This window comes from Nocardiopsis sp. CNS-639 (genome assembly GCF_000381685.1).
GTDB lineage: Bacteria > Actinomycetota > Actinomycetes > Streptosporangiales > Streptosporangiaceae > Nocardiopsis > Nocardiopsis dassonvillei.
This window is the reverse complement of sequence record NZ_KB906862.1, coordinates 42703-57019: the sequence shown is the minus strand read 5'-3', so window position 1 is coordinate 57019 and position 14317 is coordinate 42703. Positions and strand designations below refer to the sequence as shown.

General features: G+C 72.2%; 10 protein-coding genes. 3 read left to right on the top strand and 7 right to left on the bottom strand.

Features of this window, described 5'->3' with window-relative positions:
* Positions 1–84: 84 nt before the first annotated feature.
* From G011_RS0115325 to G011_RS0115295, 7 genes are all read right to left on the bottom strand, one after another.
* Positions 85–489, bottom strand: coding sequence for a type II toxin-antitoxin system VapC family toxin (locus G011_RS0115325; RefSeq protein ID WP_019609247.1), 405 nt, complete (start codon positions 487–489; stop codon positions 85–87).
* Positions 482–745 carry a type II toxin-antitoxin system Phd/YefM family antitoxin gene (locus G011_RS0115320; protein ID WP_019609246.1) on the bottom strand — a complete coding sequence of 88 codons (264 nt, stop codon included), beginning with the start codon at positions 743–745 and terminating at the stop codon, positions 482–484. Before G011_RS0115320 ends, G011_RS0115325 begins: the two co-directional genes overlap by 8 nt.
* Positions 746–863: 118 nt before the next feature.
* Positions 864–1850, bottom strand: coding sequence for an NAD-dependent epimerase/dehydratase family protein (locus tag G011_RS0115315; protein ID WP_019609245.1), 987 nt, complete (start codon positions 1848–1850; stop codon positions 864–866).
* Positions 1851–1915: 65 nt separating this feature from the next.
* On the bottom strand, positions 1916–2677 hold the full coding sequence (locus G011_RS0115310; RefSeq protein ID WP_019609244.1) for an ABC transporter permease: 762 nt from the start codon (positions 2675–2677) through the stop codon (positions 1916–1918).
* On the bottom strand, positions 2674–3387 hold the full coding sequence (locus tag G011_RS0115305; protein ID WP_019609243.1) for an ABC transporter ATP-binding protein: 714 nt from the start codon (positions 3385–3387) through the stop codon (positions 2674–2676). The genes G011_RS0115310 and G011_RS0115305 overlap by 4 nt, the downstream gene beginning before the upstream one ends.
* A 671-nt stretch (positions 3388–4058) precedes the next feature.
* Complete coding sequence (locus G011_RS0115300) at positions 4059–5321, bottom strand: RNA polymerase sigma factor (protein ID WP_019609242.1); 1263 nt, start codon at positions 5319–5321, stop codon at positions 4059–4061.
* A gap of 145 nt (positions 5322–5466) precedes the next feature.
* A complete protein-coding gene (locus tag G011_RS0115295; protein ID WP_013156448.1) occupies positions 5467–5907 on the bottom strand; it encodes a YciI family protein in 441 nt (146 codons plus the stop codon).
* A 376-nt stretch (positions 5908–6283) separates the two neighbouring features.
* Here G011_RS0115295 and G011_RS0115290 point away from each other — a divergent pair, with 376 nt between their 5' ends.
* The 3 genes from G011_RS0115290 to G011_RS0115280 all read left to right on the top strand — a co-directional run bounded on the left by G011_RS0115290 (position 6284) and on the right by G011_RS0115280 (position 14276).
* A complete protein-coding gene (locus G011_RS0115290; protein WP_019609240.1) occupies positions 6284–6925 on the top strand; it encodes an OB-fold-containig protein in 642 nt (213 codons plus the stop codon).
* Positions 6926–7195: 270 nt separating this feature from the next.
* Complete coding sequence (locus G011_RS0115285) at positions 7196–9235, top strand: flotillin family protein (RefSeq protein WP_013156446.1); 2040 nt, start codon at positions 7196–7198, stop codon at positions 9233–9235.
* Between the two features lie 10 nt (positions 9236–9245).
* On the top strand, positions 9246–14276 hold the full coding sequence (locus G011_RS0115280) for a DNA repair ATPase (protein WP_019609239.1): 5031 nt from the start codon (positions 9246–9248) through the stop codon (positions 14274–14276).
* Positions 14277–14317 lie beyond the last annotated feature (41 nt).

Genomic DNA, 14317 nt, shown 5'->3' with positions numbered 1-14317 from the left:
CGGATCGTACACGGACAAGCAGCGCGAAGGGCCGTCTCCAGGGGAGGCGGCCCTTCGCCGTGTCCGCGGGACGTTCCGACTCCCTCAGACGGAGACGACCCGCACGACGCTGTCGAGTCCGACGAAGTCGTCGGTGTTGCGGGTGTACAGGGGCAACCCGTGCACCGAGGCCACGGCCGCGATCATCAGGTCCATGCGGCGCGGCTTGGGAGTGCGGCCCGCGGCGAGGGTGAGGGCGACGAGTGTTCCGTACCGGGCCGCCGCCTCACCGTCGAAGGGTAGGGGTGCGAAGTCCACCACCGCGCTCTGGAGCTTCTCCGTGCGCTGGGCCCTGCTCACCGGGTCCTTCGCCATCGCCACGCCCTGGTGGAGTTCGGCCATGGTGACGGAGGTGATCTCGGGATACCGGGGGAGCCGCTCAGGATCGATGACGCCGAGGTCGACGAAGACGCAGGTGTCGAGGACACCCTCATCGAACCGGTCAGCCACGGTCGTCCTCCCCGACCCGATCCTCATCACCGAAGAACGCGTCAGCCTCCTCGCGCATCAGTGCGAAGTCCACCCGGGGAAGCCTGCGGTGCCGTTCCGCCAACTGTTCCGCGGTGAGGCGCCGACGGCGCGGAACAGGGCTGACCCGGGCCACCTCGACCCCGTTACGGGTCACGTGGAAGGTCTCCCCCGCCTCGACCTCGTCCATGACGGAAGCCGCGTTGTTGCGGAACTCGCGCTGGGTGATGGTCTTCATGCTTTCAGTGTAGCCCCCCGTGTCTCACCGTGCTACAGCCCAACCCGAGGCCGACCGGAACACGGAAGCGAAGGGCCGTCTCCAGGGGAGGCGGCCCTTCGCCGTGTCCGCTGCCGGATCAGGCTCCGGCGAGCAGGCGGGCCTCCACCTCCGGGTCCAGGCCGACGCGGGGGCGGTCCGGGCGCTGGGGCGCGCCGCCCTCCAGACTCCTCAGCCAGGTCCAGGTGTCGGCGACGGTCTCGGTCACCGGACGGCAGCGCAGCCCGGTCGCGAGCGCCCTGGACACGTCCCCCTGGTGCAGGGTGTCGTACAGCTCGCCGGGCGGCACCCACACGGGCAGCTCGGTCCACGGCTGGACGCCCGCGTCGAGGATGGTCCGGGGGTCGGTCCAGCGCAGTTCGGCGTCCGATCCCGTGACCGCCGCGCACGCCTCCAGGAGTCGGCCGGTGGTGGTGTGCCCCGGCGGGCTCACCAGGTTGTGGGGGCCGCCCAGCCCGGCCTCGGCTGCGTCGAGGGTCCAGGCGGCCAGGTCGCGCGCGTCCACGTACTGCAACGGCAGGTCGCGCGGTCCGGGGGCCAGGACCGGGCCGCCCCGGGCGATCCGCTCCAGCCACCACGGCAGGCGGCCGATGTTCTCGTACGGACCGAGGATCAGTCCCGCGCGCACGGACAGGGCCCGCTCCGCGAAGGCCGCCTCCGCCGCCAGCTCGCCGCCCCGCTTGTCCCGCGCGTAGTCGGTGCTGGGGGCCTCGGGCGAGGCGTCCACGACCGGCCCGTCCTCGTCCAGCCCGGGCGGGGCGGGGGACGCGTAGACGGAGCGGCTGGAGACGTAGGAGTAGTGCCCGGCCCGGTCGGCGAGGAGCTTCGCGGCGGCGGCCACCGCGGACGGGGCGCCCGACCAGGTGTCCACGACGGCGTCCCATCGTCCTTCGGCCAGCGCGCCGAGCCCGCCCGCCTCGGTGCGGTCCCCGTGCAGGGCGTTGGCACCGGGGGGCGCGGGGTGCCTGCCGCGGTGGAAGACGGTGACGTCCCAGTCCCTGGCGAGCGCGTCCTCCACGACCGCCCGCCCCACGAACTCGGTACCGCCCAGAACCAGAAGTCTCATGTCCGGGAGTCTGCCGGGTGTCGGCCCGACCCGCCAGGGTCGCCTGCTCAGGGCAGAACCGGGGTTCAGACCACGTCGCGGCGGAGCGTGGTGACCGAGGCCAGGGCGACCGCCACGGCGGCGTAGCCGACCAGGACCAGGGCCGCGCCCCACACGGGGAGCAGTCCCGCGAAGCCGGGGACGATCCCGGTGTCGTAGAGCGCGGTGGACGCGCCGCCGGGCAGCCACTTGCCGACGTCCTGGAGTCGGGGGACGACGCTCAGGAGCGGTTCCAGCATGAACACCCACAGGATGCCGGACACCAGAGCGGCGACCTGGTTGCGGATGAGTGCGCCGACGCCCACGCCGATCATGGCGTAGGCGACGTAGGCTCCCACGGAGCCGACGAGGATGCGCGGCACCTGGTTGTCGACCAGGTCCAACCCGCCTCCCCCGGTCAGGATGGAGGCCCCGGCGGCCAGGGAGGACAGTCCGACGACGACCACGCCGAACAGCAGGCTGACCAGAGCCGCGGCCACGACCTTGGCCAGGATCACGGGCGGACGCCGCGGACTGGTCAGGAAGGTGACGTTGATCGTGCGGTGCTGGTACTCCGACGTCACCATCATGATGCCGATGACCATGGTGAAGAGGTTCCCCGAAGCGCCCATGGTCCAGACGGAAGCGGCGTACGCGGTGCTGTCGCGGCTGAGGCCGCCCTCCACCCCCGAGGCGAAGACCGCGAGGCCCAGGGAGAGGGCCGCCCAGGCCAGTGCGGCGAGGAGCAGGATCCACCACAACCGGGTGGTGAGGACCTTGCGGAGTTCGGATCTGACGAGAGCGGTCACTGGCGGTCTCCAAGCGGGTGGGCGGCCGTCCCCGAGGCGGTGAGGCGGAGGAAGGCGTCGTGCAGGCTCTCCCCGTTGCCGGTGAGTTCGCCGAGGGTTCCCTGGTGGACCAGACGGCCCCTGGCGATGATGACGACGTTGTCGACGGTCTGTTCGACCTCGGCCAGGACGTGGCTGGACACAAGGACGGCGACGCCCCTGTCGTGGGCCTGGCGGCGCAGGAACCGGCGGAGCCACTCGATGCCCTCCGGGTCCAGCCCGTTGGCGGGCTCGTCCAGGATCAGCACCCGGGGATCGCCCAGGAGCGCCCCGGCCAGCGACAGGCGCTGGCGCATGCCCATCGAGTAGCCGCCGACCCGCTTGTTCCCGGCACCGGCGATCCCGACCTCGTCCAGCACCTCGTCGGCACGGGAGAGGGGCAGGCCCGCGGCGTCGCACATGACGCGCAGGTGGTTGCGGCCGGTGCGCCCCGGGTGCAGGTTGGTGGCCTCCAGCACCGCGCCGACCTCGGTCAGCGGGTTGGGCAGGCTCGTGTAGGCGCGGCCGTTGACCAACCCCTCGCCGCTGTCGGGGCGGACCAGGCCGAGCAGGCACCGCAGGGTGGTGGTCTTGCCCGCGCCGTTGGGGCCCAGGAAGCCGGTGACCGTGCGGGGCTCCACCGTGAAGGAGACGCGGTCAACGGCCCGCTGGCCGCGGAACGTCTTGGACACGTTCCTTATCTCGATCGCTGGCATGCATTTCGCTCTCGTCGGAGGAGTAATGGAAAACACCTTCAGCGAGAGACGCGGTCATTCTCCTTTCCGCGTTCCCCGCCGGGGATCCGCGAGAACCCTAACAAGGCTCCTTTCGTCCCACGAGCGATGAATCACGAGCCCGACAGGAAACCGGAGAGCATGACTTTCGTGGGTTGCACACCACTCAGCCCAGCGGATATGCGCCATCCACCACGAGATCGCGCCGAGCGGAGAAAGCGTTCGAGAGAGAAGAACGAACAGCGCGACCGCCGACACATCCTTCGTCAGTACGCGCCCTGACTTTCGTTATGCGTCTCCGGGAGAAAAGACGCCATCACAGCCTTCCGCGCACAGCCGGAAAGGGCATCGGCCTTCGCGGGAATGGCCGCTTCCGGCCACCCGCGCGGTCACGGGGCAGAGCGACCGGGGCCGGGCGTGGCCGCGTGTGGTGGCCTGGATCGTGTCCGGGACCAGCCGCGGCGTCAGCGCCGCCGCGAACCCCCGCGCGCCCCGGACGCCGACGAGCCAGCCGACGCCGTGGACGAGCTCACCCGGCGCAGGCTCGGTGATCTGGAGGGGTCCCCACCCGCCGAGCCCCCGTGTCCTTCCGTCAGCGGGCGACCCCGACGGCGTAGTCCCCGGCCCGGTCAGTCCTCGCAGCCGCGGGCGCGGCCCAGGAGCAGCGAGCGCTCCCGCTCGTTGCGGGTCAGGGAGGCCGCGCGCTCGAACTCTGCGCGGGCCTCGGCCCGGCGGTCCAGCCGCACGAGCAGGTCGCCGCGCACGGAGGGCAGCAGGTGGTAGTCGCCCATCCCCGGCTGGTCCCGCAGCGCGTCCACGATCTCCAGCGCGGTCTCCGGGCCCGAGGCCATCGACACCGCTACCGCCCGGTTCAGCTCCACGACCGGCGACCCGGTGACCCTGACCAGGGCCAGGTACAGCCCGGCGATGACCGTCCAGTCGGTGTCCGCGGCGGTGACCGCCCTGGCGTGCTCGGCCGCGATGGCCGCCTGGAGCACGTAGGGCCCGCCGGGCTGGCTCCGGTCCGGCGGCAGGGCTCTGACCAGGGCCTCCATCCCGCGCGTGATGAGCAGGCGGTCCCAGAGCGCGCGGTTCTGCTCGGCCAGGGGAACGGGTTCCCCGCCCGGCCCGACGCGGGCGCGCAGCCGCGAGGCGTGCAGCTCCATCAGCGCCACCAGCCCGTGCGCCTCGCGCTCCCCGGGCAGCAGTTGGGCGAGCACTCGGCCCAGGCGCATGGCCTCCTCGCACAGCGTGGGGCGCGTCCACTCCGTACCCGAGGTGGCGGTGTAGCCCTCGTTGAACACCAGGTAGACGACCTCCAGCACGGAGGCCACCCTGGCGTCGCGGTCCTCGCCGACGGGCACCTCGAAGGGCACTCTCCTCTTGGCCAGGGTGCGCTTGGCGCGCACGATGCGCTGGGCGACGGTGGATTCGGGCACCAGGAAGGCCCGGGCGATCTCGTCGGTGGTGAGCCCGCCGAGCAGGCGCAGGGTGAGCGCGACGCGGGCCTCGGTGGACAGCACAGGGTGGCAGCACACGAACATCAGCCGCAGGAGGTCGTCTCCGAAGTCCTCCTCCAGGACGGCGTCGAATTCGGCCTGCCCGTCGTGCTCGGCGATCTCGCGGCCGAGGTCGGCCATGCGCCGCTGGAAGCGCTCGTCGCGGCGCCAGCGGTCGAGCACGCGGCGCTTGGCGACGGTGGTCAGCCAGGCGCCGGGATTGTCGGGAACCCCGTCGCCGGGCCACTTCTCCAGTGCGCTGACCAGCGCGTCCTGGGCGAACTCCTCGGCGAGGCCGACGTCGCCGACCATGCGGGTGAGCGCTGCGACGAGGCGGGCCGACTCGATACGCCAGACCGCCTCGACCGCGCGCGTGGCGTCGGTGTGGCTCACGGGGCAATCTCAGCACCACGGGCAGCCCACCGCAAGCCCGCGCGGCGGGCGTCGTCGGCCGCCGCGCGGACCGTACGCGACGCCCGGAACGGGCTGCGGCCCGCGGGTGCCCGGGAGCACCGCGGGCCGCACCGGCACGTGCGGGTCAGCCGCCGTGCGAGTACCCCTCGGCGCGCAGCTCGCGCTCGCGCTCCTTGAGGTGCTCGGGCATCTCGTCGCCGAAGTCGTCGGTGTCGAAGATCCGCCGCAGCACCAGGCTCATCTCCGTGTCGTCGCCCTCCGGCGGGTGCGGGCAGCGCTTGGCCCACTCCACGGCCTCCTCGTGCGAGGACACCTGGAGGACCCAGTACCCGGCGACGAACTCCTTGGCCTCGGCGAAGGGCCCGTCGGTGACGGTCGCGTCGCCGTTGCTGAAGGTGACCCGGGTCGCCTCGGAGGCGGGGGCCAGACCGTCCCCGGCGAGCAGGACACCGGCCTTGACCATCTGCTCGTTGTAGGCGGCCATCGCCTCGAAGACCTCCGGGCTGGGCTCGTAGTCGACGGCCTCGGCCTCGGGCGTGGACATGATCGTCATCATGTAGCGCATGGTGTTCACCTCTCGTGCGGTGTGGGGGTCCGTTCCCCCGCTCTCATCCACACGTCGAACGGCACCGGGCCGGATCGACACCTCCCCGGAACTTTTTCCCGAAAGATTTTCCCGGCCTCCGCCGCACCGCGCACCGGGCCCCTGAGCAGCGAGCACACCCCGGACACCGCGGGGAACCGCGTCACCCGCCTGCCTCCGCTCCCTCCACAACCGTGTCCGGCGCCGGCCGCGTCGTCACCGCAGCCGCCCGGCGGCCGTCCGCCGGGTCCGCGACGCGTCCCGGTGGCCGCAAACGGCCAAGGGGACGCCCGCCCGTGTCGCGAAGAGGGCGGTTCGGTAGAGTTCCGGCACGGTGCGGCGCGGAGGAGGGTGACGGGTGGGGATGTTCCTGGACACCGCCTTCGGTTTCCCGACCGTGCTGTTCACCCCGCTGCTGGTCGTCGTCGCGGTCTACTGGCTGCTCGTCTCGGTCGGCGCCACCGGCTCCGACGCGCTCGACAGCGTGGACGACTCGGGCGAGGCCGCGGGCCTGAACTCCCTGATGAGCCGGGTCGGACTGGGGAGGGTCCCGGTCACCGTGGCGCTCAGTTCGCTGATCTGCGTCGCCTGGTTCGTGAGCATGATGGGAAGCATCATGACCAGCCTCCTCCACACCACCTCCACCCCGCTGCTCATCGCCCTGGGCCTGGTGGTCCTGCTGATCGCGCTCGTGGCCGCGTGGGCGGTCACCAGCGGCCTGGTCATGTCGGTGCAGCGCTTCCTGCCCAGCCGCAGCAGCGGTTCCAGGAACGAGCTGGTCGGACGCACCTGCGTGATCCGCATCGGCGAGGCCAACGAGGGCTTCGGCCAGGCCGAGATCACCACCGCGGGCGGCGCGTCGATCTCCATCCCGGTGCGCACCACCGGCGGTGAGGTCCTGCCGGTCGGCAGCACCGCCCTGATCTTCGACCACAGCGCCGAGCGGGACGTCTTCCTGGTCACCTACTTCGACGCCGCCCTGGACCCCGGCCAGGGCTGAGCCGACACCTCCCCGGGACCTCCGCGAGCGCCCGAGGAGCGGGAACCCGAGAACGCCCGTACAGCACCCCCTCGGGGCTCCGCCCCACCCATCCATCCGCCCGTTCTCCCGGCAAACGGAAAAAGTGGTACGCGGAACCGTTCGCGAGCGCGCCGCGTCACATCTGTCGAGCGCCCCCGACCGGGGGCCGGATCCCCGCTGCCTCATCCCCCGCTCCCGACGCGCTTTCCCCCCTCTTACGCACATCCCCTTGCAGAAAGAGACCCCCACGTGTTGCTGAGTGCCACCGCGAACGGCCAGGAGGCCGCGGACGCGGCCTTCCTGACCGTCGGCGTCGCCCTTGCCGTCGGCGTCGTCGTCCTCATCGCCCTGCTCCTGATGGTCACCCGCCTCTTCCGCAAGGTCGAGCAGGGCAAGGCGCTGATCATCTCCAAGGTCCGCGACGTCCACGTCACCTTCACGGGCGCGATCGTCCTGCCGGTCCTGCACAAGGCCGAGATCATGGACATCTCGCTCAAGACGCTGACCGTGGACCGGCGCGGCCGTGAGGGCCTGACCTGTAAGGACAACATCCGCGCGGACATCAAGGTGTACTTCTACGTCCGGGTCAACGAGACAGCGGAGGACGTCAAGAAGGTCGCCAAGTCCATCGGCACCGAGCGCGCCAGCCACCAGGACACGCTCCAGGAGCTGTTCAACTCCAAGTTCTCCGAGGGCCTCAAGACCGTCGGCAAGCAGTTCGACTTCGAGGAGCTGTTCACGCACCGCGAGCAGTTCCGCCAGGCGATCATCTCCCTGATCGGCACCGACCTCAACGGTTACAGCCTGGAGGACGTGGCCATCGACGAGCTGGAGCAGACCCCGCTGCACCAGCACGACGCCAACAACATCCTCGACGCGCAGGGCATCTCCAAGATCACCGAGCGCACCGCGATCGAGCACAAGCGCACCAACGAGTTCGAGAACGACCGCCGCAAGGAACTCGACCGGCAGAACACCGAGACCGCCGAGACCCTCGCCGAGCTGGAGAAGCGCCGCGAGGAGGCCGCCGCCAAGGCCAAGCGCGAGATCGAGATCATCCGCGCCCGTGAGGAGGCCGAGACCGCCCGCGTGCAGGCCGAGGAGCGCCTCAAGGCCGAGACCGCCAACATCCGCACCTCCGAGGCCCTGGGTGTGCAGCACCAGAACCAGCAGCGCGAGATCGCGGTGGCCGAGAAGAACCGCGAGCGCGTCATCGCCATCGAGAGCGAGCGCATCGAGAAGGACCGCCTCCTGGAGGTCATCGGGCGCGAGCGCGAGACCGAGCTGAGCCGTATCGCCAAGGACAAGGAGGTCGAGGCCGAGAAGCGCGAGGTCGCCGACGTCGTCCGCGAGCGGATCGCCGTGGACCGCACCGTGGCCGAGCAGGAGGAGGCCATCAAGCGTCTGCGCGCGGTCGAGGAGGCCGAGCGCACCCGCCAGGCCGTCATCATCCAGGCCGAGGCCGAGGCCCAGGAGAACCTGGTCAAGGACATCAAGGCCGCCGAGGCCGCGGAGGCCGCCGCCAAGCACCGGGCCGCCGAGGAGCTCACCCTGGCCGAGGCCCGCCAGCAGGCCGCCGAACTGGACACCCGCGCCAAGATCCGCCTCGCCGAGGGGATCCAGGCCGAGGCCGCCGCGACCGGCCTGGCCGAGGTGCAGGTCCGCCAGCAGGACGCCGAGGCCATCGAGAAGGTCGGCCGCGCCGAGGCCGCCGTGGCCAGTGAGAAGGCCCGCGTCGAGGCCGAGGCCGTGGAGCAGAAGCTGCGCGCCGAGGCCGCCGGTCTCACCGACAAGGCCGAGGCCATGGCCGCCCTGGACCAGGTCAGCCGCGAGCACGAGGAGTACCGCCTGCGCCTGGAGGCCGAGAAGGAGATCCGCCTGGCCGGGATCAACGTGCAGCGCGAGGTCGCCGAGGCCCAGGCCACCGTGCTGGCCACCGGCCTGGAGAACGCCGACATCAACATCGTCGGCGGCGACGGCGCCTTCTTCGACCGCATGGTGGGCTCCATCGGCCTGGGCAAGGCCGTGGACGGCTTCGTCGGCAACTCCAAGACCGTGCAGGCGCTGGGCGGCAACTGGCTCAACGGCGAGGGCGACTTCGCCGCGGACATGCGCAGGGTGATGGAGTCGGTGTCCACCGAGGACGTCAAGAACCTCACCGTCTCCGCGCTGCTGCTCAAGCTGATCGGCGCGGGCGGCCCGCAGGCCGACAAACTCGACGGCCTGCTCGGCACCGCCCGCTCCCTGGGCGTGGACCAGCTGCCCGCCTCCGCCCTCGCCAAGCAGTAGGGGAACCTTCGTGACAGAGGCCCTGCCCCAGGAGACCGAGGGGCCGGACGCCGGGGACGCGCGTGCGCTGGACGCGGGCACCTACGAGGTGCTCCGCGCCCGGCTGCGCGAGCAGACCGGCGAGCTGGCCCGGCGGACCGAACGGCTCAACGCGCGACGGCTGGAGGTGTTCGGCGGCACCGAGCTGACCCTGCTCGGCACCGAGCGCGTGCGCACCGAGCACAACTGCGTGCCCCGGGACATCGTGAGCGTGGGGCGCCCGGCCGCGGACGGCGCCGACGGCGCCGTGATCCTGTTCGGCTACAACGTGTTCATCGGCATGCAGCGGGAGACCCACGTCCCCGACGTGTTCTCGCTGCACCGCTACGAGCGCGACGACGACGGCTTCGCCTTCGCCGACGCCGACGGGGGCGCCGTCCCCGGCCTGCTCGACGACGAGCGGTTCCAGCAGGACTTCGGCCAGCTCTACCGGTACTACCGCGACGCGCGCCTGCTCCAGCTGCGCCGGGTCGAGGAGCGGCTGCTGGCCGTGTTCCAGACCGGCCCGCGCACCGAGGACGTGCGCGTGCTGCGGTGGTCGGTCTCGCCCACGGGCGAGATCGCCTACCTCGACGCGCGCGGCGAACGCGACCACGTGTTCCCGCCCGCGCACGACTTCGCGTGGGTGGAGGCCACGCGCGAGGACCACGTGGCGGGCCGCCACCCGCACATCTCGATCCTCGACGAGCTGTTCGTGGAGACGGTCGGCGGCGACCTCACCATCAAGGTCGAGAACAACACCGAGGTCGGCGAGGGCGTCTACAGCGAGCCCGTGGACGAGCCGTTGCAGAGCCTGGCCGACGCGTCGGTGCACCACGCGCGGGTGGGCCCGCTCATCCTGCTGCGCGTGCTGCCCTACAACGAGACCGAGTGGCGCCACCTGGTCTTCAACACGCGCACCAAGGAGGTCGAGCGCCTCGACGGCATCGGCCAGTCCTGCCAGCGCCTGCCCGACGACCAGGGGCTGATCTTCCCCGGCGGCTACTACCTGGCCACCGGGGTGGCGCGGACCTTCGACACCGACGTCACCGACCTGGAGTTCGAGCGCGTGGTGCGCTCGCCCAACGGCGAGGACGTGCTCTACGTCTTCCACTCCCGCGCGGACGGCCGCAGTCTGCTGCTGCCCTACAACACCATCCGCAAGGAGGTCGCCACCCCGATCGTCTGCCACGGGTACTCGCTGTTCGACGACGGCACCATGACGGTGTTCCGCGACAACTCGGGCGAGCCGACCCGGGTGCACCCGATGCAGGTGTGGCAGACGCCGTACGCGTCGGACGTGTACGCGGCGGCGCAGCCGGTGGGGACGGGCCCGCTGGAGCGGATCGGCAACGCCGAGCTGGTGCGGGGCGTGTCCGAGTGCCTGTCGGTGGCGCGCATGGCCGAGGACATGCGGCCCTCCACCGAGGTGTTCGAGGCGCTCATGGCCGCCTGCCGCCGGGTGTCGGACCGGTTCCACTGGCTGGGTGAGGAGGAGCTGGGCGACCTGGCGGCGCCCCTGTCGCAGGTGCGCGACACCGCCGCGCGGGTGCTGGAGGAGTTCGAGACCGTCCAGACCCTGACCCGGCAGGCCGCCGAGACCCTGGCCGAGGCGGAGGAGAAGGCGGCCTCGCTCATCCGCACCGCCCGCGGGGAGGCCCCGCGCACGGCGGAGGGCTGGGTGGCGCGGCTGACCGGGCTGCGCCGCGCCCAGGGGCAGGCGGCCACGCTGCGCGAGACGCGCTACGTGGACACCGACCGCCTGGAGGAGCTGGACGGCAGGCTCGCCGAGGAGATCGACGCCACCGGCCGCCGCACCGTAGCCTTCCTGGAGCGCGACGACGCCTTCGCCGGGTACCACGACGAGGTGGAGCGGCTGGTCGCCGACGCCGAGGGCATCGGGGCGGTCAGCGCGACGACGGCGGTCGGGGAGCGCATCGCCGAGCAGACCGAGGGCCTCCAGGTGGTCACCGAGGTCGTCGGCTCGCTGGACATCGGCGACGCCCAGGTGCGCACGCGCATCCTGGAGCGGGTCAGCGAGGTGATGGCCGGGATCAACCGGGCGCGCGCCACGCTGGAGGCGCGGCGCGGCGAACTGCTCGCCCTGGAGGGGCGGGCGGAGTTCGCCGCCGAGTTCGCCCTGCTCGGGCAGGCGATCACGGGGGCGCTGGCCGCCGCCGACACCCCGGACCGGTGCGACGAGCAGCTGGGGCGGATCATGCTCCAGCTGGAGAACCTGGAGACGCGGTTCGCCGAGTTCGACGACTTCCTCGGGGAGCTGGCGGACAAGCGCGAGGACGTGTACGAGGCGTTCTCCACCCGCAAGCAGGGGCTGGTGGACGAACGGGCGCGGCGGGCCGACCGCCTGGCGTCGTCGGCCGCCCGCGTGCTGGAGAGCGTGCAGCGGCGGGTCGCGGCGCTGGACACGCTGGAGGACGTCAACACCTACTTCGCGTCGGACGCGATGGTGGCGCGGCTGCGCCGCACCTCCGAGGAGCTGCGCGCGCTCGGCGAGACCGTGCGCGCGGAGGAGCTGGACGGGCAGATCCTGGCCGCCCGGCAGGAGGCTGGCCGGGCCCTGCGGGACCGCGCCGACCTGTTCGAGGGCGGCGCGGGCGGCGAGACGATCCGGCTGGGCAGGCACCGCTTCGCCGTGAACACCCAGCCGATCGACCTCACCCTCACCCCGCACGGCGGGGAGATGTCGGTGGCGATCACCGGCACCGACTTCCGCGCACCGGTCACCGACGAGGGGTTCGGGCGGACGCGGCACCTGTGGGACCGGGTGCTGGTGTCGGAGAGCCCGCAGGTGTACCGGGCCGAGTACCTGGCCGCGTCGGTCCTGGCCGCGGCCGAGGAGGGCGAGCGGGACCTGACCCCGGAGCGCCTGGCCGAGGCGGATGCGGGGGGCCTGGAAGGGTCGTCGCTGCTGGACCTGGTGCGCGGCTTCGCCGAGGCCCGCTACGACGAGGGGTACGAGCGGGGCGTGCACGACCACGACGCCGCGCGGATCCTGTCGGTGCTGCTGCGGCTGCGCGCGGGAGCCGGGCTGCTGCGGTACCCGGGCGCGACGCGTGCGGCGGCGCAGGTGTTCTGGGCCTTCGGCGCCGACGAGGAGCGGCGGTCGGCGTGGCGGACCCGGGCCGGTTCGCTGGCGCGGGCCCGCGAGGTGTTCGGGGTGCGCGGGTCGGCGGCGGTCGACGCGCTGCGCGCGGAGCTGGCGGCGGCCGTGGACGGGTTCCTCACCGACACCGGGCTCCACCAGGAGGCCGACCTGGACCTGGTGGGCGAGTACCTGTTCGAGGAGATCGCGGCGGAGGGGCCCAGGGAGACGGGGTTCGTGACCGGCGCGGGCGCCCGTACGCTGCTGGACCGGTTCCACCGGGCCGTGGACAGCGCCCGGGAGAGCACGCGCAGGGCCTTCGAGGAGGACCTGCGCGCCCTCGACGCAGACCTGAACGCGCGCCACCAGCTGGTGGCGGCCTGGCTGGAGGCGTTCGCGACCACGCTGGAGGAGGTGGACCCGGGCGACCTGCCCGAGGCCGCCGCGATCGAGCTGACCGGCGGCGCCCTGGAGAGGTACGAGTCCTCGGCGGCCGTCGCGGAGGACGTGGACGGGCTGCTGGGGTCGCACCCGCGCGTGCGCGAGCGCTCCCTGGAACTGCGGCTGGACGAGTTCCTGCCGCGCACCCGCCGGTTCCGGCTGGAGGAGGTGCCCGCCTACCGGGACTTCCAGCGGCGCCGCAACGAGCTGGTGGCGGCCGAGCGCGAGCGGCTGCGGCTGGAGGAGTACCGGCCCAAGGTGATGAGCGGGTTCGTCCGCAACAGGCTGCTGGACGAGGCGTACCTGCCGCTGATCGGCGACAACCTGGCCAAGCAGCTGGGCGCGGCCGGGGACGACAAGCGCACCGACCAGAGCGGCCTGCTGCTGCTCATCTCCCCGCCCGGGTACGGCAAGACCACGCTCATGGAGTACGTGGCCAGCCGTCTGGGGCTGGTGTTCGTCAAGGTCAACGGGCCCGCGCTGGGGCACGCGGTGACCTCGCTGGACCCGGACGAGGCGCCGGACGCCACCTCCCGCCAGGAGGTCGAGAAGATCTCCTTCGCGCTGGAGATGGGCGCCAACACGATGCTGTACCTGGACGACATCCAGCACACCAACCCCGAGCTGCTCCAGAAGTTCATCTCGCTGTGCGACGGCCAGCGGCGCATGGAGGGGGTGTGGAACGGGCGGACCCGGACCTACGACCTGCGGGGCAAGCGCTTCGCGGTGTGCATGGCGGGCAACCCGTACACGGAGCAGGGCAAGCGGTTCCGGATCCCGGACATGCTGGCCAACCGCGCCGACGTGTACAACCTGGGCGACGTGCTGGCGGGCAGGGAGGAGCTGTTCGCGCTGAGCTACGTCGAGAACGCGCTCACCTCGAACCCGACCCTGGCCCCGCTGTCCACGCGGAGCAGGGAGGACGTGTACCGGTTCGTGCGGATGGCGCGGGGCGACGACTCGGTGGGCGCGGACCAGCTCGACCACCCCTACTCGGCGGTCGAGGTGGACCGGATCGTGTCGGTGCTGCGCAAGCTGCTGCGGGTGCAGGAGGTGGTGATGGCCAACAACGCCGCCTACATCGCCTCCGCGGCGCAGTCGGAGGAGGCGCGCACCGAGCCGCCGTTCCGGCTCCAGGGCTCGTACCGCAACATGAACCGGCTGGCGGAGAGGATCGTGCCGGTCATGAACGACGCCGAGGTGGAGGCCGTGATCGACGACCACTACCTGGGCGAGGCGCAGACCCTGACCTCGGGCGCGGAGGCCAACCTGCTCAAGCTCGCGGAGCTGCGCGGGGTCATGACCCCCGAGCAGGAGGCCCGGTGGGCGGAGGTCAAGGAGGCCTTCCGGCGCGGCCGCGCGCTGGGCGGCGCCGAGGACGACCCGATGACCAGGGCCATCGGTGCGATGGGCCTGCTGGCCGACCGGGTGGGCGAGATCGGCGCCGCGATCGGGCGGGGACGGGGCTCCGGGAGCTGACCGGATGACACGCGCGGGCCGCCACCCCCTACGGGTGGCGG

Bases quoted from the DNA above. Each gene is read 5' to 3' on its own strand.
- G011_RS0115295 (WP_013156448.1), bottom strand. From the start codon at position 5,907: ATGCGCTACATGATGACGATCATGTCCACGCCCGAGGCCGAGGCCGTC.
- G011_RS0115320 (WP_019609246.1), bottom strand. From the start codon at position 745: ATGAAGACCATCACCCAGCGCGAGTTCCGCAACAACGCGGCTTCCGTC.
- G011_RS0115315 (WP_019609245.1), bottom strand. From the start codon at position 1,850: ATGAGACTTCTGGTTCTGGGCGGTACCGAGTTCGTGGGGCGGGCGGTC.